21 protein-coding genes are annotated in these 24,203 nt (G+C 59.0%); 9 read left to right on the top strand and 12 right to left on the bottom strand.

Annotated elements, in window-relative coordinates:
• The first annotated feature begins 242 nt into the window (after positions 1-242).
• A complete protein-coding gene (locus G5380_RS19190) occupies positions 243-950 on the top strand; it encodes a GntR family transcriptional regulator (protein WP_227341655.1) in 708 nt (235 codons plus the stop codon).
• 156 nt (positions 951-1,106) lie between these two features.
• Positions 1,107-2,324 (top strand): 4Fe-4S binding protein, encoded by a 1,218-nt coding sequence (locus tag G5380_RS19185; protein ID WP_421353025.1) that lies wholly within the window; start codon positions 1,107-1,109, stop codon positions 2,322-2,324.
• Positions 2,325-2,446: 122 nt separating this feature from the next.
• Here G5380_RS19185 and G5380_RS19180 read toward each other — a convergent pair whose 3' ends face one another.
• From G5380_RS19180 to glyQ, 4 genes are all read right to left on the bottom strand, one after another.
• The gene (locus G5380_RS19180; protein WP_227341653.1) at positions 2,447-3,211 is read right to left on the bottom strand and encodes an EAL domain-containing protein; all 765 of its coding nucleotides are present in this window, start codon (positions 3,209-3,211) and stop codon (positions 2,447-2,449) included.
• A gap of 542 nt (positions 3,212-3,753) precedes the next feature.
• Complete coding sequence (locus G5380_RS19175) at positions 3,754-4,617, bottom strand: hypothetical protein (RefSeq protein ID WP_227341652.1); 864 nt, start codon at positions 4,615-4,617, stop codon at positions 3,754-3,756.
• A 113-nt stretch (positions 4,618-4,730) separates the two neighbouring features.
• On the bottom strand, positions 4,731-6,800 hold the full coding sequence (gene glyS / locus G5380_RS19170) for a glycine--tRNA ligase subunit beta (protein ID WP_421353024.1): 2,070 nt from the start codon (positions 6,798-6,800) through the stop codon (positions 4,731-4,733).
• A gap of 9 nt (positions 6,801-6,809) precedes the next feature.
• Positions 6,810-7,739, bottom strand: coding sequence for a glycine--tRNA ligase subunit alpha (gene glyQ, locus G5380_RS19165; protein WP_010672400.1), 930 nt, complete (start codon positions 7,737-7,739; stop codon positions 6,810-6,812).
• Positions 7,740-7,961: 222 nt separating this feature from the next.
• On the opposite strand from glyQ, the gene G5380_RS19160 reads away from it, so the two are divergent.
• A complete protein-coding gene (locus tag G5380_RS19160; protein WP_139494348.1) occupies positions 7,962-8,534 on the top strand; it encodes a DNA-3-methyladenine glycosylase I in 573 nt (190 codons plus the stop codon).
• A gap of 129 nt (positions 8,535-8,663) precedes the next feature.
• Entirely contained in the window at positions 8,664-9,320 is a 657-nt protein-coding gene (locus tag G5380_RS19155; RefSeq protein ID WP_005339468.1) for an OmpA family lipoprotein, read from the top strand.
• A 144-nt stretch (positions 9,321-9,464) separates the two neighbouring features.
• Here the strand turns inward: G5380_RS19155 and G5380_RS19150 are convergent, their stop codons facing one another.
• Together G5380_RS19150 and tusA are read right to left on the bottom strand one after the other, a co-directional pair.
• Positions 9,465-9,812: a RidA family protein gene (locus tag G5380_RS19150; protein ID WP_201991043.1), complete on the bottom strand. Its 348-nt coding sequence runs from the start codon at positions 9,810-9,812 to the stop codon at positions 9,465-9,467.
• 21 nt (positions 9,813-9,833) lie between these two features.
• Positions 9,834-10,079, bottom strand: coding sequence for a sulfurtransferase TusA (gene tusA, locus G5380_RS19145; protein ID WP_005339470.1), 246 nt, complete (start codon positions 10,077-10,079; stop codon positions 9,834-9,836).
• Between the two features lie 169 nt (positions 10,080-10,248).
• On the opposite strand from tusA, the gene G5380_RS19140 reads away from it, so the two are divergent.
• Positions 10,249-10,440 carry a hypothetical protein gene (locus G5380_RS19140; RefSeq protein ID WP_005339471.1) on the top strand — a complete coding sequence of 64 codons (192 nt, stop codon included), beginning with the start codon at positions 10,249-10,251 and terminating at the stop codon, positions 10,438-10,440.
• Between the two features lie 75 nt (positions 10,441-10,515).
• Here G5380_RS19140 and G5380_RS19135 read toward each other — a convergent pair whose 3' ends face one another.
• From G5380_RS19135 to G5380_RS19110, 6 genes are all read right to left on the bottom strand, one after another.
• A complete protein-coding gene (locus G5380_RS19135; RefSeq protein ID WP_064339027.1) occupies positions 10,516-11,754 on the bottom strand; it encodes an ABC transporter substrate-binding protein in 1,239 nt (412 codons plus the stop codon).
• Positions 11,755-11,758: 4 nt separating this feature from the next.
• Complete coding sequence (locus G5380_RS19130; protein WP_005339474.1) at positions 11,759-13,204, bottom strand: ATP-binding protein; 1,446 nt, start codon at positions 13,202-13,204, stop codon at positions 11,759-11,761.
• Complete coding sequence (locus G5380_RS19125) at positions 13,201-13,923, bottom strand: response regulator (protein WP_005339475.1); 723 nt, start codon at positions 13,921-13,923, stop codon at positions 13,201-13,203. The genes G5380_RS19130 and G5380_RS19125 overlap by 4 nt, the downstream gene beginning before the upstream one ends.
• A 278-nt stretch (positions 13,924-14,201) precedes the next feature.
• Complete coding sequence (gene fadA, locus G5380_RS19120; RefSeq protein WP_005342451.1) at positions 14,202-15,365, bottom strand: acetyl-CoA C-acyltransferase FadA; 1,164 nt, start codon at positions 15,363-15,365, stop codon at positions 14,202-14,204.
• A gap of 21 nt (positions 15,366-15,386) precedes the next feature.
• Complete coding sequence (fadB, locus tag G5380_RS19115) at positions 15,387-17,534, bottom strand: fatty acid oxidation complex subunit alpha FadB (protein WP_421353023.1); 2,148 nt, start codon at positions 17,532-17,534, stop codon at positions 15,387-15,389.
• Between the two features lie 204 nt (positions 17,535-17,738).
• A complete protein-coding gene (locus tag G5380_RS19110) occupies positions 17,739-19,676 on the bottom strand; it encodes an acetoacetate--CoA ligase (protein WP_421353022.1) in 1,938 nt (645 codons plus the stop codon).
• Between the two features lie 191 nt (positions 19,677-19,867).
• On the opposite strand from G5380_RS19110, the gene pepQ reads away from it, so the two are divergent.
• Genes pepQ through hemG form a run of 4 tightly spaced genes read left to right on the top strand, consistent with a single transcriptional unit; the run spans position 19,868 to position 23,833 of the window.
• On the top strand, positions 19,868-21,190 hold the full coding sequence (gene pepQ / locus G5380_RS19105) for a Xaa-Pro dipeptidase (protein ID WP_216952401.1): 1,323 nt from the start codon (positions 19,868-19,870) through the stop codon (positions 21,188-21,190).
• Positions 21,190-21,807 carry a YigZ family protein gene (locus G5380_RS19100; RefSeq protein ID WP_043825947.1) on the top strand — a complete coding sequence of 206 codons (618 nt, stop codon included), beginning with the start codon at positions 21,190-21,192 and terminating at the stop codon, positions 21,805-21,807. Before pepQ ends, G5380_RS19100 begins: the two co-directional genes overlap by 1 nt.
• 36 nt (positions 21,808-21,843) lie before the next feature.
• Positions 21,844-23,301: a TrkH family potassium uptake protein gene (locus tag G5380_RS19095; RefSeq protein ID WP_421353021.1), complete on the top strand. Its 1,458-nt coding sequence runs from the start codon at positions 21,844-21,846 to the stop codon at positions 23,299-23,301.
• A 7-nt stretch (positions 23,302-23,308) separates the two neighbouring features.
• On the top strand, positions 23,309-23,833 hold the full coding sequence (hemG, locus tag G5380_RS19090; protein ID WP_005339483.1) for a menaquinone-dependent protoporphyrinogen IX dehydrogenase: 525 nt from the start codon (positions 23,309-23,311) through the stop codon (positions 23,831-23,833).
• Positions 23,834-24,203: the final 370 nt, after the last annotated feature.

Raw genomic sequence — 24,203 nt, 5'->3', positions numbered from 1 at the left:
GGTGTTGCCAGATGCAAATTAGCAACGATAAAAAGAGACCTCATGAAATATCTTGGAATAATGTGATCTGACGCATGCAGTTATTTAGACAAAGATGTCTAACTTTTGCGATATTGTTGTACCTCTTGGTTTCGTGATGTTCTTGCAGCTTTGGTTGAAAGTTAAGTTATTGTTTTTAAGCAATTTAGTCACTTGATTCAGAATAAGATGGTTGGCATTGTGACCACAGGAGATGTCTAGCAGTGATCTATAAATCGGTGGCTGATCGACTCAGGATCAGGGTAAACGGTGCCGAGTGCCGGGTGGGAGATGTGTTGCCCGGCGAAAAAGCGCTGGCAGAACAGTATGGCGTCTCCCGCATGACCATTCGCAAAGCGGTAGACATGTTGATCGAGTGGGGATTGGTCGAGCGGCGCCACGGCAGCGGCACCTATGTGACAAAAAAGGATGTCCAGCATGAGACCAAAGGGCTGAGCGGGTTTACCGAACTGATGCGCGAGCAGGGGCGCACTTTGACCAGCCAGGTGTTGGAATTTCGCACCATGCCTGCGCCACCGGCCATCGCCAGTCAGCTGAGGGTGAAGGTGAATGAACCCGTCTATTACTCCAGCCGGATCCGCTCGGTGGATGGTCGGGCTCTGCTGCTGGAAGAGAGCTATATGCCGGTCAGACTGTTTCGCAATCTGTCGGTCGCCCATCTGGAAGGGTCCAAATTCGACTACATCGAACGGGAGTGCGGCATCGCGATTGCGGGCAACTATGAGTGCTTCAGCGCCGTGCTGGCGGATCGGGCTACTGCCGAGCTGCTCCATATCGAGCAGGGGGCCCCTATCCTGCGGCTCACCTCACTCTCATACAGCGAGAGCGGAGAGTTCCTCAACTACTCCATCATGTTCCGTAATGCCAACGACTATCACGTTGACTACCACCTCCACCGTGCCCGCGGTTAGTGCCTGGCTGATGAGGCAGCGTGTCGTTGAAAGAGGGGAGAGCCTGCGAGGGAGGCATTGGCCATAACTCCTCCCTCGGCCCATGCAGATCAAAATAATCAACTCAAATGTTAGTTATCCTTGCTGCCGGATCCGGATGTAGGCAGTGGGGGATGCATGAGCGTGATTGAAGCGATAACCATGGTGGCCGGTATGGTTTATCTGGTGTTGTTGGCGTGGCAGGTGCGCACCGGCTGGCCGGGGCGTCTTGCGCTCGGCCTGCTGGGGCTGGTCTGGTTGCTGGCGGCCGACAGCCTGCTCTGGCTCGCACTGGGGACGGTCACCGCCGTGCTTGCCCTCCGGCACCAGAGGCGGCCGCTGCCCGCCCTAGAAGCGCTCGACAGCCAGTGGCTGCGGGCGCGCACTCGCCATCTGCTGCTGCTCTGCTGGGGGCTGGTCACAGTGCAATACAGCCTGCATATCTGGCAGTTGGGACAGGGGATGAGCCCCTGGCTGGTGCGCCCGGACGTGGTGGATGCCTTCCTGCCCATCGCCGGTGGCCTCGGGCTGCGGGCCTGGTTCGCGCAGGGGTTGGTGGATCCCCACCATCCGGCAGCCACCGTCACCGTACTGGTACTCTCCCTGTCGGCCCTGCTGCTGGGGCGGGCGTTCTGTGCCTGGTTCTGTCCGCTCGGGCTGGTGGGGGAATGGCTACATGGCCTGCGCCACCGGTTGCTGCCGGGGGAGTGGAGCCCGCCGCGCTGGCTGGATCTTGCCCTGCGCACCCAGAAATTTCTGGTGCTCGGCTTTCTGCTCTTCATCATCCTGCTGGCGGTGCCGGCTGCTGCCCTGCCCGGCTACTTCACCAGCCCCTACCATCAGGCGGCGGACATGAAGATGGGAGCCTTCTTCTTCAACCTGACCCTGATCTCGGGTCTGTGCCTCGGCTGGGTGTTGCTGCTTACCGCGACCTTTCGTCAGGGATTCTGCCGCTACCTTTGCCCCTATGGCGCCTGGCTCGCCCTGCTGGGGCTACTGACGCCGCTGCGCATTCGCCGCGACCCGGCCCGCTGCCTGCGAAGCCTGGGTCATGACTGCGACAAGTGCAGCCGGGCCTGTCCATCGCGCATTGCGGTGCACCAGCTTATCGCAGTTCGCAACCTGGAGTGCACCGGCTGCCTGAGCTGCGTGGCCGCCTGCCCCAAGCGGGCCGAGGCCCTGCACCTTGGCAGCAAGGTGAAGCGGCTTGCACCGAGCCGTTTGCTGGTGCTGCTCTGCCTGTTGCTGCTGGTGCTGCCGTTGCTCGCGTATGGCCTGCTGGAGATCTGGGTCAGCCAGACGCCGCTGGCGATACGGGCTCACCTGCTGCAACTGTTGCCACAGCTGACCCATTAACCGGGGAGGGTGACTGTGTGACCATGGCGCAAGGTCACAGGGTATGCACATGGACACCCTCGGGTGTCCGTTTTCTTATTCGGGCGGGTGTGGGTTGAGGGGGGCAGTGCAGACCGACTGGCTTACAGGCTGGCGAAATCTACTTCCGGCAAGTTTTCAAAGCCGGGGCGGGCAAACAGATAGCCTTGCATCAGGCTGACGCCCATCTCCCGCAGGCAGGCCATCTCTTCGCGGGTCTCGATCCCCTCCGCCAGCGGGGTGATCTGCAACTCGGCAAACAGCGCCAGACAGTGGCGCACTATGGCTTGTCGGGTCGGGTCCTGGTCGATGCCCCGCAGCAGGTGCATATCGAGCTTGACGATGTTGGGGTGAAAATCGGCCAGCAGGTTGAGGCCCGAGTAACCGGCGCCAAAGTCATCGATTGCCGTCTTGAAGCCGAGGGCCTGATAGTGATCGACGATGCCGCGAAGATGCTGGCTATCCTGCACCTGCTCCACCTCGGTCAGCTCGAACATGATCTGCTCGATGGGGAAGTGGTGTTCGCGGGCCGCCTGCAGGGTGGTGCGGATGCAGCGTTCCGGACGGTAGACCGCATTGGGCAGAAAGTTGATGCTCAGCATGCCCCGCATATCGAGCCGGGCGGCCAGTGCGATGGCCTTGATGCGGCACAGCTGGTCGAAGCGGTAGCGATTGCCATCGTTGACCCGGGCAATCACGCTCTGCGCCGGTTCGTTGTTGATCCCCCGTACCAGCGCCTCATAGCCGAATATGGTGCGCTGGCTGCAATCGACGATGGGCTGGAAGGCCATGGTGAAATCGAAGTCGAGCTCGGCTTTCTCCTGACACAGCTGGCAGATGGCGGGGGACGGGGCGGCAGGTATATCCATGACTCTCCTCTCGGGGCGTGGCGGCGCTGGGCACTGTCTCAAATGATAACAGCTCATTACCCCCCTGTAGGTTCGATTAGCGCAGCGTAATCGGACGATCGAGAGGCTTTGATTACGGTTGTTGCCGTGATTCAGGGGCGGCCAGCCGTAGGGGGAAGTGCGGCTGGCCGTGATAGCGGGAGAATCCATTTACGCGAACGTCCGATTACGCCTGACGGCTAATCGAACCTACGAGTTGCCCCCTTCTCCCCTTGCGGGAGAAGGGTTGGGGATGAGGGGGCGTAATGCCAACCCAAGGTCAATGTTGAGCTTCTCGATGTTCGGCACCGACCGGCATGCTCCGCAATCCACCGCTTTCTGTAGGTTCGATTAGCGCAGCGTAATCGGACGAACGAGAGGCTTTGGTTGCGGTTGTTGCCGTGTAACAGCGTCGGCCAGCCGGAGGGGGAATTCGACTGGCCGTTATGGTGGGAGAATGGATTTACGCGAACGTCCGATTACGCCTAGCGGCTAATCGAACCTACGAGCAGGTGCCCCTGTAATTAATTGTCAATTGTTCTCGCCTCTTCAAGCAAAGTGAAAATTTTATTAATACTTATGTTGTGTTTTTCATCTAGTTCTTTAAGGTCATTTTTTGCTACATCAAGAAGATATTGTGAGACCTTTCTTTTTTTATCAATAAAGGACTCTTGTATGGTTGCTGCTATGCGTTCTAGAATACCACCAATATCTCTCCCTTCATTCTCCACAAGCTTATTTAGCTCTATACAAGCAGATAAGTACTGAAATTGTGTTAGCAACACGTTATCTCCGACACCTCTAGTATCCCAGAGTCTTTCTTCAACAAATCGCAGCGATACTTCATGACCCAAATGACTAATTTTAATGTGTTTAATGCAGTCAGCTATGCTCGCTTTGACCGTTTCTATTTGTCCATATAGTTCATCCGTAGTTTTATCTACTTCTGAATGTAATACATGAAGATTATCTATTTTTGAATTGAGTTGAATCACTACGCTTTTAATTTCACTGTTTATGCTTTCCTGGACATTATGGATCTTTTTAATTTGACTTATTTCTCTCTCGGAAATAAGTGCTGATACTTCATCAAGAATACTTTTTTTATCTTTTTCGTGGAGTTTGAAGTTTGACCACCATCCAAAACCTAGAAGCAATGCTAATATCCCAAAAACAGAACCAAGAGACCAATAAACAGTATCTAAAATTTTCTCATGAAACTCCTTCATGATTTTATTTTCTATCTTTAACTCCTCGAATTCTTTTAATTTATAAACCGTTTCTATATCAACTGATGGTGTAGTAGTTATATTTATAGTGCTATCTTTATGGTTTTCAACTGATGTTGCAGATAATAATGCGAATATGAATAATATGATTTTGCTCATATGTGACTCTGGAAAGTTATTAGTAATATTAATTTATCTTTTTTGTTTATATTCGGTCAAACAAAAACGGCGCCTTAACGGCGCCGTTTTTTATATCACTGATTCAACCAACATCACTGCAATAGGGAGATATCCGCGACTTGCAGGAACAGGTTGCGCAGGTTGTTCAGCAGTGCCAGACGGTTGGCCTTGAGGGCTTCGTCGTCGGCCATCACCATCACCTCGTTGAAGAAGGTATCGACCGGCTCGCGCAGGGCGGCCAGACGGGTGAGGGCAGCCTGATAGTCACCGGCGGCGAACAGCGGGGCCAGTTCGGCTTGCAGTTCGGCAACCTGGGTGGCCAGAGCCTTCTCGGCGGCATCGACCAGCAGTTCCGGTTTAACGGCAGTCGGCAGTTCGCCTTCGACCTTGGCCAGAATGTTGCTCACGCGCTTGTTGGCGGCAGCCAGTGCCAGTGCGGCATCCAGCGTGCGGAAGTGGCTGACGGCCTTGACGCGACGATCGAAGTCGAGCGGACGGGTCGGGCGGCGGGCCAGTACGGCCAGCACCACGTCGGCACCGATGCCTTCGTCCTGATAGGCGGCGCGGAAGCGGCCCAGCATAAAGTCGACCACGTCGGTAACGACGGTTTTGTTGGTCAGCTTGTCGCCGTAGACGCGTACCGCTTCTTCAACCAGTTCAACCAGATCCAGATCCAGCTGCTTCTCGGTCATGATGCGCAGGGCACCGATGGCGGCGCGACGCAGGGCGAACGGGTCCTTGTCACCCTTGGGCAGCATGCCGATGCCGAAGATACCGGCCAGGGTGTCGAACTTGTCGGCCAGCGCGACGGCGCAGGCAACCAGACCGGACGGCAGGGCATCGCCGGCAAAGCGCGGCATGTACTGCTCGTTGAGGGCCACAGCTACTGCTTCGTCTTCGCCATCGTGACGGGCGTAGTGCATCCCCATGACACCCTGGGTGTCGGTGAACTCGCCGACCATGTTGGTCATCAGGTCACACTTGGAGAGCAGACCGGCACGCTTGGCCTGAGCCACATCGGCGCCAATACGCTCGGCGATAAAGCCGGCGACGCTCTCAATGCGCTCGACCTTGGCCTTGACGGTGCCCAGCTGTTGCTGGAACAGCACGGTTTCAAGGCGCGGCAGGCGGGAGGCCAGGGTCTGCTTGAGGTCGGTCTTGAAGAAGAACTCGGCGTCAGAGAGACGGGGGCGAACCACCTTCTCGTTGCCGCTGATGATCTGGCTCGGGTCTTTGGACTCGATGTTGGTGACGAAGATGAACTTCGGCAGCAGCTTGCCGTTCTTGTCGTAGACCGGGAAGTACTTCTGGTCACCCTTCATGGTGTGCACCAGCGCTTCAGCCGGAACGGCCAGGAACTTCTCTTCGAAGTTAGCGGTCAGCACCACCGGCCACTCGACCAGTGCGGTCACTTCTTCCAGCAGGGCGTCGTCCAGATCGGCTACGCCACCGAAGGCGGCAGCGGCCGCTTCGACGTCAGCCTTGATCTTGGCCTTGCGCGCCATAAAGTCGGCTATCACCATGCCGCGCTCCTGCAGGATCTGCGGGTACTGGCTGGCGTTGTCGATGGTGAACTCGCTCTCGCCCATAAAGCGGTGGCCGCGAAGGGTGCGGGCAGAGTCGATACCCAGAATGTGGGCGGGAACCAGCTCGCCATCCAGCAGCAGGGTCACGGTGAAGACCGGACGCACGAACTGGATGGTCTTGTCGCCCCAGCGCATCATTTTCGGGATCGGCAGCTTGGCCAGTGCTTGGCTAACCAGCTCGCCCAGCAATTCTTTGGCCGGACGGCCTTCGACCTTGGCGGTGTGAACCAGCCACTCACCCTTGTCGGTGACCAGACGCTCGGCCTGCTCAACGGTGATGCCGTTGCCACGGGCCCAGCCTTCGGCAGCCTTGGTCGGCTTGCCGTCCGCATCGAACGCCTGCGCTACGGCCGGGCCGCGCTTCTCGACGCTCTTGCTCGGCTGTTCGCCAGCCAGCTCGCTTACCTTCAGCGCCAGACGGCGCGGTGAAGCAAACCACTCGACGTCGCCAAAGGCCAGATCGGCCTTGGTCAGTTCGGCTTTGAAGTTGTCGGCAAAGGCTTCGGCCAGGGAGCGCAGGGCTTTGGGCGGCAGCTCAGCAGTACCGATCTCTACCAGAAATGTATGTTGTGCCATGTCCGTTCCTTAACCTTGCTTGTTCTCGTTGCTGCCACGTTGGCACATCGGGAAGCCCAGCGCTTCGCGGGAGGCGTAGTATGCCTCTGCCACGGCCTTGGTCAGGGTGCGAATGCGCAGGATGTAGCGCTGACGCTCGGTGACCGAGATGGCCTTGCGGGCATCCAGCAGGTTGAAGGAGTGAGCGGCTTTCAGGATGCGCTCGTAGGCAGGCAGCGGCAGCGGTTTTTCCAGTGCCAGCAGATTCTGGGCTTCCTTCTCGTACTGCTCGAAGCAGTGGAACAGGAACTCCACATCGGCGTGTTCGAAGTTGTAGGTGGATTGCTCCACTTCGTTCTGGTGGAACACGTCGCCATAGGTGGTCTTGCCCAGCGGGCCGTCAGACCAGACCAGATCGTAGACGCTGTCTACGCCCTGAATGTACATGGCCAGACGCTCGAGACCGTAGGTGATCTCGCCGGTGACCGGCTTGCACTCGAGGCCGCCAACCTGCTGGAAGTAGGTGAACTGGGTCACTTCCATGCCGTTCAGCCACACTTCCCAACCCAGACCCCAGGCACCCAGAGTCGGGTTTTCCCAGTTGTCTTCCACGAAGCGGATGTCGTGGATTTCAGGATCCATGCCCAGCTCTTTCAGGGAGCCCAGATAGAGTTCCTGAATGTTGTCGGGGGAAGGCTTGATGATCACCTGGAACTGGTAGTAGTGCTGCAGGCGGTTCGGGTTTTCACCGTAGCGGCCGTCAGTGGGACGGCGGGACGGTTGCACGTAGGCGCAGGCGATGGGCTCCGGGCCCAGGGCACGCAGACAGGTCATGGGGTGGGAAGTACCGGCACCCACTTCCATATCCAGCGGCTGAATGATGGTACAGCCCTGGCGGGACCAATAGTCCTGCAGCTGCAGGATCAGGCCCTGAAAGGTTTTGACATCGAATTTTTGCATAATTTTTTTCGCGCGAAGTGAAAATCAGAGCAAGATTTGCTGAATGTGAACCGAGGGAGTATACCGTCTGGCATGGTCGGATAATAGGCGAAATTGCAGCGGATTCGCGGGATGGTGCTGGGCTCTGGCTGGTCGGGCGGGATGTCCGGTATATGATGTGAGCAGTGCCGCCTGTAGAGTGGGCAGGGTCGGGTACACCGCTGAAATAACGAGGGAGAGGAAATGGAACTGCGCTGCGCCTGGGTGACCAAAGACCCGGAATACATTGAATACCATGACAAACAGTGGGGCAGGCCGGTCTATGACGCCCGCGAGCTGTTTGCCAAGCTTTGCCTCGACGGCCAGCAGGCGGGGCTGTCGTGGATCACCATCCTCAAGCGTACCGAGAGCTACTACCGCGCCTATGCGGACTTTGATCCGGTGCAGATTGCCCGGTTCGACGAGCAGGATGTAGAGCGGCTGATGCAGGACACCGGCATCATCCGCAACCGGCTCAAGGTGCAGTCGATCATCAGAAACGCCCGCGCTTATCTGGCGTTGCAGGAGCAGGGGATCGACTTCGCCGACTACCTGTGGGGCTTTGTTGGCGGCGCCCCCATCGTTAACCAGCGGCAGGGCAACGGCGATATTCCGGCGACTTCGCCGGAGTCGGATGCCATGTCGAAAGCGCTCAAGAAGCTCGGCTTCAACTTCGTCGGCAGCACCATCTGTTACGCTTTTATGCAGGCGGTGGGGATGGTGAACGATCATCTGGTCAGCTGTCCTTGCCATGCCGAGTGTCAGTTATCGCGCTGACAACCCGTCGATCGCCCAAAAAAACATCACTCTCGCCGTCGATTCAGGCTTGCGTCAGACAATGGCGTGCCAGCGCGTTACAATCCGGCCCCCGGCATGGTGCCGGATTGTTTTCACAGAGGTTTTTTCATGCGAGCCAAGATCCTGGTGCCTGCTCTGGCACTGACCGTTGCCCTGAGCGGCTGTACCACCAACCCCTACACAGGTGAATCCCAGACCTCCAAAGGTGCCTGGGGCGCGCTGGCTGGCGCCGCTGCCGGTGCGGCCGTAGGTGCGCTCTCCTCCAGCAAGGGTGACCGCAAGAAGGGCATCCTGACCGGTGTTGCTGCCGGCGCAGCGCTGGGTGGCGGTATCGGCTACTACATGGACGTGCAGGAAGCCAAGCTGCGCGAGAAGCTGCAGGGCACCGGCGTCAGTGTGACCCGCAATGGCAATGAGCTGATCCTCAACATGCCGAACAACGTCACCTTCGACAGCTCCAGCTCCCAGCTGAAAGCGGCCGGTGCCAACACCCTCTCCGGCGTGGCCATGGTCGTTGCCGAGTTCGACAAGACCCGCCTGAACGTGGTCGGTCACACAGACAGCACAGGTTCCCGCGACCTGAACATGAAGCTCTCCCGCGATCGTGCCGATGCCGTTGCCGCCCAGCTGATTGGTCAGGGCGTAGCAGGTAGCCGCATCTCCACCACCGGCGTGGGCCCAGATCAGCCGGTTGCTACCAACAGCACCGCCGCTGGCAAAGCCCAGAACCGTCGCGTGACCATTACCCTGACCCCGACCGCCTAAGTCGTTCAGGTTTCGGTAACGAAAAGGCCCCGCCAGTGATGGCGGGGCCTTTCTATTGGCGCTTTGGCGAGCAATGACGCCTTGTTGTTTGCTCCCTTCTCCCCTCGTGGGAGAAGGGACGGGGATGAGGGGGATAAGCGCCTCTTAGACAGCGGCAGTCAGCTGTACTTCGACCTTGTAGCCTTCGTGGGCGAGGCGGGCTTGTACGCAGGCGCGCACGGGTGCGGTGCCAGCCGGGATCCAGGCATCCCACAGCTCGTTGAAGGCAGCGATGTCCTGAATGTCTTTGAGATAGATATTGGCCATCAGGATCTTGTCGACGCCGGAGCCGTTGGCTTCCAGCAGGCGTTGCAGGCTCTCAAGCACTTCGCGGGTCTGCTGGTGGATGTCGGCCTCTTCGCTGACGGGCACTTCCACCACGTAGAGGGTGCCATTGTGGATGACCACGTCTGACCAACGCTGGGTGGTGCCGATTCGGGTAATGGTTGTCATGGAGTGCTCCGGTACGGGGGCTTATTGACCCTTGCGGATCAGATAGCGGTAGGGGGCCTGCTCTGTCTCGCTGGCGACCAGGGTGTGATCCATAAAGCGGCAGAAACTGGGGATGTCGCGGGTGGTTGAAGGATCGTCGGCACTGACCAGCAGGGTCTCGCCATCCGCCATCAGCCGCACTTTCTTGCGAACCATCATAACGGGTTCCGGGCAACGAAGCCCGATTGCGTCCAACTCGTGAGTCGCGCCGCAGAATAAATCACTCATCTATTATCAACCTTCAACCTATTCGGCTGCCAATGATACTCAGGGCTAAAAAATAATCAAATAAACGCCCCATCAACCAGCATATGTAACCGAAATGTTATTCTGCCCTATCCAGCTTGCGCCGGACGAGTAATATAAAAATTGAACCATATTCAACAAGGAGGTGAATATGCAGGTCTCCTACGGCAGATTACAGGCCTATGCAGGCATGGGGTTCTTGTCCTTCGCCATGATAGTGATGGGCAGCCCGATCGGGAATACCGGTACCTGGTTCGGCTCCATGGTGATGGTCGGGTTGGGGCTCTGGATCGAGCTCAGCGATTACTATGACGAGGATGAGGACGAGAACGATCAATCCTGAATCGGATGACGATTCAACAACAAAGGCGGAGCTATTCCGCCTTTGTCATTTCTGCCGTTTGGCAATGTGCCCGGATCAGCGGGTCGAGCGCATCGCCCGCTCCAGATGCAGCGCCGTCTGCTCCGGGTTGGCCTTGGGATCGTTGAAGAAGTTGCTCAGCACATCGAGGATCGCCTGCCGCATATTGGTCGGCGTCGCCATCCCTTCTGCCATGCTGGGCAGCAGGTTGTCCTGCTTTTCCGCCAGCAGGAAGTCCTGATAGGAACGGACGGCGCAGCGGTCGAACTTGCTCATGTCGGGATTGGTCAGCGCCGGGATCGACCCCTTCACCCGATTGAACTCCTCCTGGAATTTCGGCGTCATCAGCAGTTGGGCCAGATCCCCCTGCGCCTGCAACTGGGCCGGATCCCGCTGTTTGAACATGGCGATGGAGTCGAGATTGTAGCTGAACAGTCCGGCGCTGCCCGGGCTCGGCAGACAGGCGATATCCTCACCCGGCCGGTAGTTGCCCGCGCTCAGTTCACCCTTCACCCAGTCCCCCATCACCTGCATGGCGGCGCCACCGCTCTCCAGCAGATTGGTGGCCTGATGCCACTTCAGACCGGCGTATTTTTGCGGCACATAGGCGCGCAGCTGCTGGAAGCGGGTCAGCACCCGCACCATGTCGGGGCCGGTCAGGGTGGCGCTGTCCTGCTCGAGGAACGCCTTGCGATAGAATTCTTTACCGCCCTCACCGAGTGCCACCGTTTCAAACAGTACCGCCAGCTGCCAGGGCTCGTTACCGATGGCGAGCGGGGTGATGCCCCGTTTTTTAAGCTGGTCGGCGACGGTGACAAACTGGGCCCAGTCGGTGGGTGGAGTCAACTTGTTGCGCTCGAAGATCTTGCGGTTGAGCCACAGCCAGTTGACCCGGTGGATGCCGGTGGGCACCGCCATCAGGGCGCCATTCTGGCTGAGGGTGGCACGCACCATGGGCGGCATCTGGCTGTACCAGCCGAGGTGTTCGGCCATCGGGCTGAGATCGCGCAAAAAGCCCAGCCCGGCCCACTCCTTGAGCTCATAGCCCTTGAGGTGGGCCGCTTCTGGCGGGTTGGCGGCCAATGCCCGGCTCTTCAATACCGTCATGGCGCTCTTGCCGCCGCCGCCCTGCACTGCAAAGTCGTTCCACTGGTTGCCCTGTTTGGTCCACTCGGATTTGAGCACTTCGACCGCTTTCGCTTCGCCGCCGGATGTCCACCAGTGCAGCACTTCCACCTGGGAGGCGGCAACGGGAGCAGAGAGCAGGGCGATGACAGAAAAAGACAACCACTTCATAAGGTTACTGCCTTGGTAGGGAGAGCGTGGCCTGCAGGCCACCTTGCGGACGGTTTTCCAGCACCAGATCGCCGCCGTGGGCGTGGGCTATGTTGCGGGCGATGCCAAGGCCGAGGCCGGTGCCAGCCTGATCCGTGCTGAGCCGGTAATAGGGTTCGAAGATACGCTCGAACTGGTCGTCCGGCAGGCCGGGGCCCTCATCCATGATGAAGAGGATCAGCATCTCCTCGTCATCCATGATGATGATGCGCACCCGCTGGCCGTACTTGATGCCGTTGTCCACCAGATTGCCGATGCAGCGTTTGAGCGCCAGCAGCTTGCCGCGATAGGGCCACTTGCAGTGGCCTTCGATGGTCAGCCGCTCGTCGTGCAGGTTCATCGACTCCGCCATCTGCTCCAGCAGGGCATTGATGTCGATCTCCTCGATATTCTCGTGAATGTCGGTCTCTTTGACCGTCTGCAGCGCCCCTTTCACCATCAGCTCCAGTTCGTCGAGATCCTTGTTGAACTTGGCGATTTGCACCTCGTCGTCGAGCAGTTCGACCCGCAGCCGCAGCCGAGTGATGGGGGTTTTGAGGTCGTGGGAAATCGAGCTGAACAGCCGCTCTCTATCGTCGATATAGCGACGGATGCGGTGCTGCATGATGTTGAAGGCGCGGGTCGCCGCCACGATTTCCGATGCCCCTTCCTCCTTGAGCGAAGGCTGATCGATATCTTTGCCGAGATTGACCGCCGCCTTGGCGAGACGGCGCAGCGGGCGGGTCTGCCAGCGCACCAGCATAAAGGTGAAGAAGCAGAGGAACACCGTCATCAGGGCGATGAAACGCACCTGGTTGCTCGGCATCACGGTATCGTCGAGGGTCATGTAGGGGGCGGGCAGCAGGGCCGCCAGATAGAGCCACTCCCCCTTTTCAATCTCGATCTGGGTCACCAGTACCGGTGGATTGAGCGGCTCCAGCGACAGGGTGTAGCGGGCCCAGGAGGAGGGAAGATCCGCCAGCAGGGTGTCGTTGTTGAAGACGTGGAGGTCATCGGGCCGGGAGAAATCCACCTTGATCGCCATGGCGTCGGAGAGCTTGCGGGTCAGCACTCCCTGCACCTCCTCCAGCACCTGTGTCTTGCGTTCGCTGTCGGGGATGGCGTTGATGTGGATCTCTTCCTCGTTGAGCGAGACGAAGAAGCGGCTGCCCCCCATGTTGCGCAGCTGGTCCAGCGCGATATGGCGATACTGTAGCGGCAGGGATTTGAAGAAGTTGACGGTGGAGGCGGCAGACATGGCGAGGTTGCGGGTGGTGCTGAGCATCCCCTCCAGTTCCCGCTTCTGGATCTGTTGCATCCAGATGCCGGTCAGAATGGTCTGGGAGAGCAGGATGGCCAGCAACAGCAGCAGGATCATCCGTGACAACAGGGAGCGGGGTACCAGCGCCCCCCAGGACCACTTGTTGCTCATGGCAGCTCGTGCACCTCGGCAATCAGCATGTAGCCACTGCCGCGAATGGTCTTGATGATGCGCGGGCTCTTGCCGTTGTCGCCCAGCTTCTGGCGCAGACGGCTGATCTGCACGTCGATGCCGCGCTCCATCGGCAGACTTTCGCGACCGCGGGTGGCATCCGAGATGGTGTCGCGATCCAGCACCACGCCGGGCTGTTGCAGGAACATGCCGAGCAGCATGGCATCGCTGCCGGAGAGATCTAGCAGGCTGCCATCGTCATGGGTCAGCTGGTGGCTCAGGGTGTCGAGGGTCCACTCGGCAAAACGCAGGCGGCGGCTCGGCTCTTTCTCTTTTTCCGGCTGGCGGAATTCGGCGCGGCGCAGCAGCGCCTTGATGCGGGCCTGCAGTTCGCGGGGGCTGAACGGCTTGGCGATATAGTCGTCGGCGCCGAGTTCGAGGCCGATCACCCGATCCGCTTCGTCGGAGGCGGCGGTCAGCATGATGATGGGCACCTGGGAGTCACGACGGATCTGCTGGCAGAGGGTAAAACCGTCCTCGCCGGGCATCATGATGTCCAGAATAATCAGGTCCGGGCTGTGCTGGGCGAGTTGCTGACGCATCTCGTTGCCCTCCGCCGCCGTCAATACCTGAAAGCCCGCCCGGGTCAGGTACTCATTGAGCAGCTCGCGGATCTCTTGGTCGTCATCGACGATCAGCAGTTGTTTGCTCATTGACATATGTATGTGCATCCACCCATTTTTTTGTGCAGATTGAACCTGTCGGGGGAGTAAAAAGCAAGCAAGCCCCCTATCTAATGTGAGGTTTAAGGCAATAACAGCCTATTGATAAGATTAAAACGAAAAAAGGCCGACCCAAACGGGACGGCCAACAGACAGCTTCTGACCACTGACGAGCACCCCGTGTGGCGATCGTCACAGACTTGAAAAGGGGCCAGTCAGACTGGCCCCGAAAAGGGACAACTCTCAGTAGTGCATCCCGTCGATCCGGTTGGTTATCACACCCGTTCAAACACGGTGGCGATGCCCTGACCCAGACCGATACACATGGTGGCAACCCCCAGGGTGGCATCCTTCTCCTCCATCAGATTGATGAGGGTGGTGGAGATGCGGGCGCCGGAGCAGCCAAGCGGGTGACCCAGGGCAATGGCGCCACCGTTCAGGTTTACCTTCTCGTCCACCAGATCCTGCAGACCCAGATCCTTCACGCAGGGCAGGGACTGGGCGGCAAACGCCTCGTTCAGCTCGAACAGGTCGATATCACCGACAGTCAGACCGGCACGTTTGAGCGCCTTCTGGGTGGCCGGCACCGGGCCGTAACCCATGATGGCGGCGTCACAGCCAGCGATGGCCATGGCACGTACCTTGGCGCGCGGCGTGAGGCCGAGGGCCTTGGCGCGATCCGCGCTCATCACCAGCATGGCGGCTGCGCCATCGGACAGGGCCGAGGAGCTACCGGCGGTGACGGTGCCGTTGACCGGATCAAACACCGGGCGCAGCTGGCTCAGGGTTTCGACCGTGGTCTCCGGGCGGATCACCTCGTCATAGTCGTAGAAGAAGCGGGCGCCGCTGGCGTCATGGCCTTCCAGCCCGACGATCTCCTTGGCAAAACGCCCTTCCACGGTTGCTGCGTGGGCGCGGCGGTGGGAGCGGGCGGCAAACTCGTCCTGCTGCTGACGGCTGATGCCGTGCAGCTTGCCGAGCATCTCGGCGGTCAGTCCCATCATGCCGGAGGCTTTCGCCACCGACTTGGCCATGCCCGGGTGGAAGTCGACGCCGTGGCTCATCGGCACGTGACCCATGTGCTCAACGCCGCCGATGATGAAGATATCCCCATCACCTACCTGAATGGCGCGGGAGGCGTCATGCAGCGCCTGCATACTGGAGCCGCACAGACGGTTGACGGTGACCGCCCCCACCTGCTTCGGAATGCCGGCCAGCAAGGCGGCGTTGCGGGCGATGTTGAAGCCCTGCTCCAGGGTCTGCTGCACGCAGCCCCAGTAGATATCCTCGATCTCGTTCGGGTCGAGGTTGGGGTTGCGCAGCAGGATGGATTTCATCAGGTGCGCGGACAGATCTTCTGCACGCACGTTGCGGAAGGCGCCGCCCTTGGACCGGCCCATCGGGGTCCGGATACAGTCGACAATGACTACGTCTTTCATGAATGGATCTCCTTTCCGCAATCAGTAGAAGGTTTTGCCTTGGGCGGCCATCTCGCGTAAGCGGTCGCTGACGCGGTAGAGCGGGCCCAAGTCGGCATACTGGTCGGCCATGGCCACGTAGCGATCCAGACCAATGGTGTCCAGATAGCGGAACACGCCGCCGCGGAAGGGAGGGAAGCCCAGACCGTAGACCAGCGCGATGTCGGCTTCGGCTGGCGTGGCGACTATGCCCTCTTCCAGACAGAGCACCACCTCGTTGATCATCGGGATCATCATGCGGGCGATGATGGCGTCCTTGTCGAAATCCTGTTTCGGCTTGGCAATGGGGGCCAGCAGCTCGTAGCTAGCTGCGTCAGCCACCTTCTTCGGCTTGCCCTTCTTGTCCTGCTCGTAGGCGTAGAAGCCCTTGCCGTTCTTCTGACCGAAGCGGTTCACTTCGTACATCACGTCGATGGCGGTGCGACCTTCCTTGCTCATGCGCGCCGGGAAGCCCTGCGCCATCACGTCACCGGCATGGTGACCGGTGTCGATGCCGACCACATCCAGCAGGTAGGCGGGGCCCATCGGCCAGCCAAACTCTTTCTCCATTACCTTGTCGACGGCGGCGAAGTCGGCGCCATCGGCGACCAGCTTGTTGAAGCCGAAGAAGTAGGGGAACAGTACCCGGTTGACGAAGAAGCCCGGGCAGTCGTTGACCACGACCGGGGACTTGCCCATGGCGGCAGCATAGGCCACCACGCGGTTGATGGTTTCATCGGAGGTCTGCTCGCCGCGGATGATCTCCACCAGTGGCATGCGGTGCACCGGGTTGAAGAAGTGCATGCCGCAGAAGTTCTGCGGGCGCTTCAGCCCTTTGGCCAGCAGGGAGATGGGAATGGTGGAGGTGTTGCTGGCGAGCACGGCGTCTTCGCCAATGATCCCTTCCACTTCGCCCAGTACGGCGGCTTTCACCTTGGGATTCTCGACCACGGCTTCGACCACTACGTCCGCGCCTTTGACGTTGTCATAGCTGAGGGTCGGGGTAATGGCGGAGAGCACCTGGCCCATCTTGATGCCATCGATGCGGCCCTTCTCGAGCTGGCCGTTGAGCAGCTTGGTGGCTTCGCCCATGCCAAGTGCCAGCGCCTTCTCATTGATGTCCTTCATCACCGCCGGAATGCCCTTGCTGGCAGACTGGTAGGCGATGCCGCCCCCCATGATGCCGGCACCCAGTACGGCAGCATGGCCAGTGGCCTTGCTCGCCTGCTTGGCCGCCTTCTTGGCCAGCGCCTTGATGTGCTGATCATTCAGGAAGATGCCGACCAGCGCTTTGGCCACGTCGGTTTTAGCCAGCTTGATAAAGCCCTGTGCCTCGACGGCCAGCGCCTCGTCACGGCCCATGCCTGCGGCGGTCTCGACAGTTTTCACCGCAGTCATCGGCGCCGGATAGTGTTTGCCCGCCACGGCGGCAACCATGCCGGCGGCGGTGGTGAAACTCATCATGGCTTCCAGTTTGGAGAGGCGCAGCGGCGCTTTCTTGGCGGCGCGACGGCTCTGCCAGTCCAGCTTGCCCGCGATGGCGTCCTTAATCATCTGCAGCGCTGCGCTCTGCAGTGCGTCGGGGGCGACCACGGCATCGATGGCGCCCACCTTGAGGGCGTCATCGGCACGGTAATCCTTGCCGGTGGTGATCCACTCGAGCGCGTTGTCAGCGCCGATCACCCGCGGCAGACGGACGGTGCCGCCAAAGCCCGGCATGATGCCGAGTTTGGTCTCGGGCAGGCCAATCTTGGCGCTGGTGTCAGCCAGACGGAAGTCGGTGGAGAGAATGGTCTCGCAGCCGCCGCCCAAGGCGTGGCCCTTGATGGCGGAGAGGGTCGGAACCGGCAGATCTTCGATGGCATTGAAGATGTCGTTGGCCTTTTTCAGCCAGCCGAGCAGATCTTCTTGCGGCAGATCGAACAGTTCCAGGAATTCGGTAATGTCGGCACCGACGATAAAGGCGTCTTTGCCGGAGGTGAGGATCAGACCTTTTAGTTCACGTTCTTGTTGTAATGCGGCGATCGCTTCGCTCAGGGAGAGCAGGGTAGCGCGATCCAGCTTGTTGACTGAACCCGGGGCATCAAACCTCAGTTCGGCAATGCCGTTTTCGAGGTAGCTGACCGACAGGGTTTCGCCTTGGTAGATCATGAGAGTGTCTCCTTGTTCCCACTCAGTGGGGAGTGGTGCTCCTTAATCCCCAGCAGGGGGCGAGGCTCACTATTGATCCAAAAGGAGACATTTTCAACACCTATTTAAAACATTTGTTTAACAGTTGTCGAGTAAAAGCTCCTCATCACAAAACGGGCAAAAGAGAGGCGCCTTGTGGCGCCTCGGATGAATATGAGTTTGTTATCAACTGGCCAGTTCCGGCCTGTTGCGATACTGGTTCAGCACCTCGGGATCGGCGAGGGCATGGGTATTGTTGACCGGTCGGTTGTGTACCACTTCCCGCACCGCCAGTTCGACGATCTTGCCGGACTTGGTGCGGGGGATGGCATCCACCTGCAGGATGCGGGCGGGCACGTGGCGGGCGGTGCAGTGCTGTTTTATCTGCTGGCGGATCCGTTCGCGCAGCGGCTCGTCCAGCTTGCAGCCCGCCTTGAGCTTGACGAACAGCACCACCCGCTCGTCCTGCTGCCACTGCTGGCCGATGACGATGCTCTCCTCCACCTCGTCGAGTTGTTCGACATAGCGGTAGATCTCGCTGGTGCCGATACGCACGCCGCCCGGGTTGAGGGTGGCGTCGGAGCGGCCATAGAACAGAATGCCGCCGGTCGGGGTCAGCTCGATCCAGTCGCCGTGACACCAGATGTTGTCGAACCGTTCGAAGTAGGCGGCGTGGTATTTGTCGCCATTTTCGTCGCCCCAGAAGTAGATGGGCTGAGCCGGGAACGGCTTGGTGCAGACCAGCTCGCCCTTCTCCCCCTGCACCGGCTGGCCCGCTTCGTTGAATACCTGCACCGCGAGACCGAGGCCGCGCCCCTGACTCTCGCCGCGATAGACAGGGCTGAGCGGGTTGCCGATGACGAAGCAGGAGCAGATATCGGTGCCGCCGGAGATGGAGCTGAGCTGCACATCCTGCTTTATCTGCTGGTAGACGTAGTCGAACCCCTCCGGCGACAGCACAGATCCGGTGCTGCAGATCAGCCGCAAGTGCGGTAAGTCGTGGGTCTTGATGGGGGCGTAACCCTGCTTGTGCAGCGCATCGAGATACTTGGCCGAGGTACCGAACAAGCTGACCTGCTCGTCGCGGGCGAGATCCCACAGCACGTTGCCATCCGGGTAAAACGGCGAGCCGTCATAGAGCACCAGGGTGGCGCCGGAGGCGAGGGCGCTCACCAGCCAGTTCCACATCATCCAGCCACAGGTGGTGAAGTAGAAGATCCGCTCCCCCGGCTTGATATCGCAGTGCAGCTGGTGCTCTTTCAGATGTTGCAGCAGGGTGCCGCCGATGCCGTGCACGATGCACTTGGGTTTGCCGGTGGTGCCAGAGGAGTAGAGGATATAGAGCGGGTCATTGAAAGCCATCGGCTCGAAGGTGAGCTGGGCATCGTGCTGGCTTGCCAGCAGTTGTTGCCAGTCGTGGCCAAGCTGCAACGGGTTGCCGAGCAGGGGGATCATCACCGTCTGCTCTATGCAGCCTAACTGGCTCACCACGCTGGCGACTTTCTGTTGAATGTCGATAGCCTTGCCGTTGTAGCGATAGCCATCCACCGCAAACAGCACTCGTGGTCGGGTCTGGCCGAAGCGCTCTACCACGCTGGCTTCACCGAAGTCGGGGCTGGTGGAGGTCCAGATCGCCCCTAGGCTGGTGGTTGCCAGCATGGCAACCACGGTTTCCGGAATATTGGGCAGGTAGGCGGCGACCACATCGCCGCGACCAATCCCCTGATGACGCAGCCACTGCGCCAGCCGGGCAACCTGATCACTCAGTTCACCCCAGCTAAGAGTACGGCTTGGACTCCCTTCGATACGGGAGATGATGGCCGGGCTCTCGTCCTGACGGCGCAGCAGGTTTTCGGCGAAGTTGAGGCTGCTGTCGGGGAACCAGCGGGTGCGCTGCATATCCTGACGGTTTTCCGCCACTATGTTGCCGAGCTCGCCCTTGACGCCGCAGTGCTGCCATACCAGCGGCCAGAAACGCGTGGTCTTCTCCACCGACCATTGGTAAAGCTGCGGGTAATTCTGCAACTGCAAGCCGTGGAAACGGTTCACCTCCGCCATAAAACGGTAGAGGTTGGATTGCTGCATCCCGAGCGGATCCGGTTGCCACAGGCAGAGGTTGTCCATGAGTAATCCCTGACTTCATGTATCTACCGGCAGTGTATTGAATTGTTTTTGATTTGTTAATGATTGGTTTTGTGTTGATAACAAACGCGTTTGTAACGTATGCGTTACCTCACGAAGCGGCAGCTTGACGGGTCGAGCCGCCAAGCGCTTGATGTTATGCTGCAATCACATTCACCTCGGAGCAGGACGCCATGAGCAGCTACAGCCAACTTTTTGCCCAGCACCTCGATACCTTGCAGCAGCGCACCCGCGACATTCTGCAACAACAGGGGCTCAGCGGACTGGCCATCCACTCCGGCCAGACTCACCGCATCTTCCTCGATGATCAGGATTATCCGTTCAAGGTAAACCCCCACTTCAAGGCCTGGTTGCCGGTGCTGGACAATCCCCACTGCTGGCTGCTGGTGGACGGGGTGAACAAACCAATCCTGCTGTTCTACCGCCCGGTGGATTTCTGGCACAAGGTAGCGGATCTGCCCAATGCCTTCTGGGTCGAGTTCTTCGATATCCGTTTCCTGACCCGGCCGGAACAGGTGGCCGACCATCTACCTGCCAACAAGCAGGAGTGGGCCTACCTTGGCGGCCATCTGGAAGTGGCCGAGCTGCTGGGTCTGACCCAACCCAATCCGGAGGCGGTACTCAACTACCTGCACTATCACCGCGCCTACAAGACCCACTATGAGCTGGAGTGTCTGCGCGAGGCGAACCGGATCGGGGTACGCGGCCATATTGCCGCCAAGGACTCCTTTATGGCGGGGGCGAGCGAGTTCGAGATTAATCTGGCCTACATGAAGGCGGTCGGGCAGGGGGCCAATGAGGCGCCCTACGGCAATATCGTCGCCATCAACCGCAACGCGGCCATCCTTCACTACACCCATTTGTCCGCCTTGCGGGTGCCGGATGCGGAGCGCCACTCCTTCCTGATCGATGCCGGTGTCGATTTTCACGGTTATGCCTCCGACATCACCCGTACCTGGGCGTGGCGGCGAGGCGAGTTTGCTGATCTGATTGCAGCCCTCGACGAGCAGCAGCAGGAAATCATCAAGGAGATCAAACCGGGTCGCCGCTACAGCGAGCTGCATCTGCAGATGCACCACAAGCTGGCGCGCCTGCTGCAAGCGACCGAGCTGGTGGACATGTCGGTAGACGAGATGATCAACACCGGGGTGACCAACGTCTTCTTCCCTCACGGCCTCGGCCACTTCCTCGGTTTGCAGGTGCACGATGCGGGCGGTTTCATGCAGGATGAGCGCGGCACCCATCTGGCGGCGCCCGAGCTGTTCCCCTATCTGCGCTGCACCCGGGTGATGGAGGTGGGTCAGGTGTTCACCATCGAGCCGGGTCTCTACTTCATCGACAGTTTGCTGGAGCCGCTGCGTCAGGGCGAACAGGGCAAGAGGGTCAACTGGAACAAGGTGGAGGCGCTGCGTCCGTTCGGCGGCATCCGCATCGAAGACAACGTGGTGCTGCACGCCAACGGGGTGGAGAACATGACCAGACAAGCAGGACTCTGATGGCGGCAGCGTACTCCATTCCGGCTGCCCCGCTGGAGTTGACCGAAGAGATAAAGAAGAGTCGCTTCATTACCCTGATCGCCCACACCCCGACCGTCGAGGCGGCCAAGGGGTGGGTCAACGAGATCAAGCGCCAACATCCGGCCGCTCGCCACCACTGCTGGGCCTTTGTGGCGGGCGCGCCGCAAGATAGCCAGGTTTACGGCTTCAGCGATGATGGCGAACCTTCCGGTACCGCGGGCAAGCCGATCCTGGCCCAGCTGATGGGGTCGGGGATCGGTGAAATCTGTGCCGTGGTGGTGCGTTACTACGGCGGCATCCAGCTTGGTACCGGTGGATTGGTCAAAGCCTATGGGGGCGGTGTCGGTGCCGCTCTCAAGCAATTGCCAACTTTGCTCAAGGTGCCGCGCACTCCCTCTCTCATTCACTGCGATTACGGTGACATGGGGACTGTCGAGTCGCTGATCAGCAGCCATAATGGCGAATTGCTGGCGGCGGATTACGGTCAGCAGGTCACCTTGCAGGTGGCGTGGGAGTCATCGGTTTGGGCTCAGGTGGACCGTGAATTGACCGACCGGACTCATGGGCGGGTATCCCTCAGCCCCTTAGATGGCTAGAATCCATCGCTCTTTAATTGGGGAAAGGGAGCTGTAATGCACATTCTGAGCATTATTCGCATTGTTGGCCTGCTGGTTGCGCTGTTCAGCTCGACCATGCTGTTGCCTGCACTGGTGGCCTTTGGCTATCGGGATGGTGGTGGTGCCGAGTTCGTCAGCTCTTTTCTGATCGCCCTGTTGCTCGGTGTGGTGCTCTGGTTTCCCAATCGCTATCACAAGAAGGAGATGCGCTCGAAAGAGGGCTTCCTCATCGTGGTGCTGTTCTGGACTGTGCTGGGCAGTGTGGGGGCTGTGCCCTTCATCATGAGCGACGTGCCGGATATGTCGGTTTCGGAGGCCTTCTTCGAATCTTTCTCCGGCCTGACCACCACTGGCGCAACGGTACTGACCGGGCTCGATAATCTGCCCAAGGCGTTTCTGTTCTATCGCCAGCTGCTGCAGTGGCTGGGGGGGATGGGGATCATCGTACTGGCGGTGGCCATTCTGCCACTGCTGGGTATCGGGGGTATGCAGCTCTATCGCGCCGAGATCCCCGGGCCTGTCAAGGATACCAAGGTGACGCCGCGCATCGCCGAAACGGCCAAGGCGCTCTGGTTCATCTATCTGCTGCTCACCGCACTCTGTGCGCTGGCCTACTGGCTCGCCGGGATGACGCTGTTCGATGCGGTCTGCCATTCCTTCTCGACTCTGTCGGTCGGTGGCTTCTCCACTCACGATGCCAGCATCGGTTTCTTCAACAGTCCGGTCATCAACCTGATTACCGTGGTGTTCCTGTTGCTGGCCAGCGTGAACTTTGCGCTCCACTTTACCGTCTTCTCCCACCGCCCGGTGCGGCTCGGGCGCTACCTTTACGATTCTGAACTCAAGGTGTTCCTGGCTATCCAGGCAACCTTGGTGATGATCTGCTTTGTCGCCTTGCTGACCCACGGACACTACTCCACCTGGCAAGAGGCGCTCAACCACGGGTTGTTTCAGGCGGTCTCTCTGGGTACCACCACCGGCTACAGCACCACTACCTATGCCGACTGGCCCTCGTTCCTGCCCATGCTGCTGATGTTTTCCGCCTTTATCGGCTGTTGTGCGGGCAGTACGGGCGGAGGCATCAAGGTGATGCGTTTTATGATCCTGTTCATGCAGGGGATGCGCGAGTTGAAGCGGCTGGTTCACCCCAGAGCCATCTATACCTTGAAGCTGGGGAATCGGGCGGTGCCCGAGCGCATCGTCGAGGCGGTGTGGGGCTACTTCGCCACCTATATTATTCTCTTCTTTATGTTCATGTTGCTTTTGCTGATGACGGGACTGAACGAAGTGACCGCATTCACCGCTGTGGCTGCGGCTTTCACCAACGTAGGCCCGGGTTTGGGAGAGGTATCAGCCAACTTCGGCAATATCTCGCCGGCGGCCCAGTGGGTACTGGTGTTGGCTATGTTGTTTGGTCGATTGGAAATTTTTACGCTTCTGGTACTGTTTACTCCTGCATTCTGGCGTAGTTGAGGTTGTTATGGACAAGATTCTGGTGCTTTATTCCTCTCGGGATGGCCAAACCCGCAAAATAGTCGATGTCATGCTGGAGCAGATGCCGGGATGCGAAGTGGTGATGCATGACCTGCATACCTTGCCGATGTGCAACCTCAGCAAGTATGCCAAGGTCTTGATCGGCGCCTCCATTCGTTATGGCAACTTCCACCCCAGCTTGTTCAGCTTTATTCACGCTCATCAGGAGCAGCTGGAGGTGGCCAATGCGGCCTTCTTCTGTGTCAACCTGACGGCCCGCAAGCCAGAGAAGCAGACGCCGCAAACCAATGCTTATATGAAGAAGTTCCTGCGCCTCTCCCCCTGGAAGCCGAAAACCCTGGGCGTCTTTGCCGGTGCGCTGCAATATTCCCGCTATAACTGGTGGCAGACGCGCATCATCCAGCTGATCATGAAGATTACCGGTGGCAGTACAGACACCAGTAAGGACATTGAATTTACCGATTGGGAAAAGGTGCGCAGCTTTGCACGCGAATTCTGGTCAAAAAGGTAGCTGTGTGATGTGAATTAAGGTTTTTTTGCCCGAAACAGCCCCGCCGATGCGGGGCTTTTGTTTAATAAAACAACGATTGAACCTGAAAGTTGTAAAAAATGCCATTTTTTGCAGTTTTCCTCTTGTCATCCCTGCGCGGCTCCCTATAATGCGCCCCTACCAGCACGGCGGAACACGCCGAACTGATGAGCCAACTTCCTTGCGAAGTGGGCGCCGAAAGAAAAGCGAAAGCAATCGCTTGACTTTCGAAGTGAGGAGCGTAATATGCGCCTCCTCAACGCGACAAGCGTGATGCTCTTTAACAATTTGAATCAAGCAATCTGTGTGGGCACTCACAGCATCGAGCATCAAAAACAATTTTTGATTTTCA

Origin of the sequence: Aeromonas sp. 604443 (assembly GCF_049170315.1) — a bacterium.
Taxonomy (GTDB): domain Bacteria; phylum Pseudomonadota; class Gammaproteobacteria; order Enterobacterales; family Aeromonadaceae; genus Aeromonas; species Aeromonas veronii_A.
This window is presented reverse-complemented; position numbering and strand designations above follow the sequence as displayed.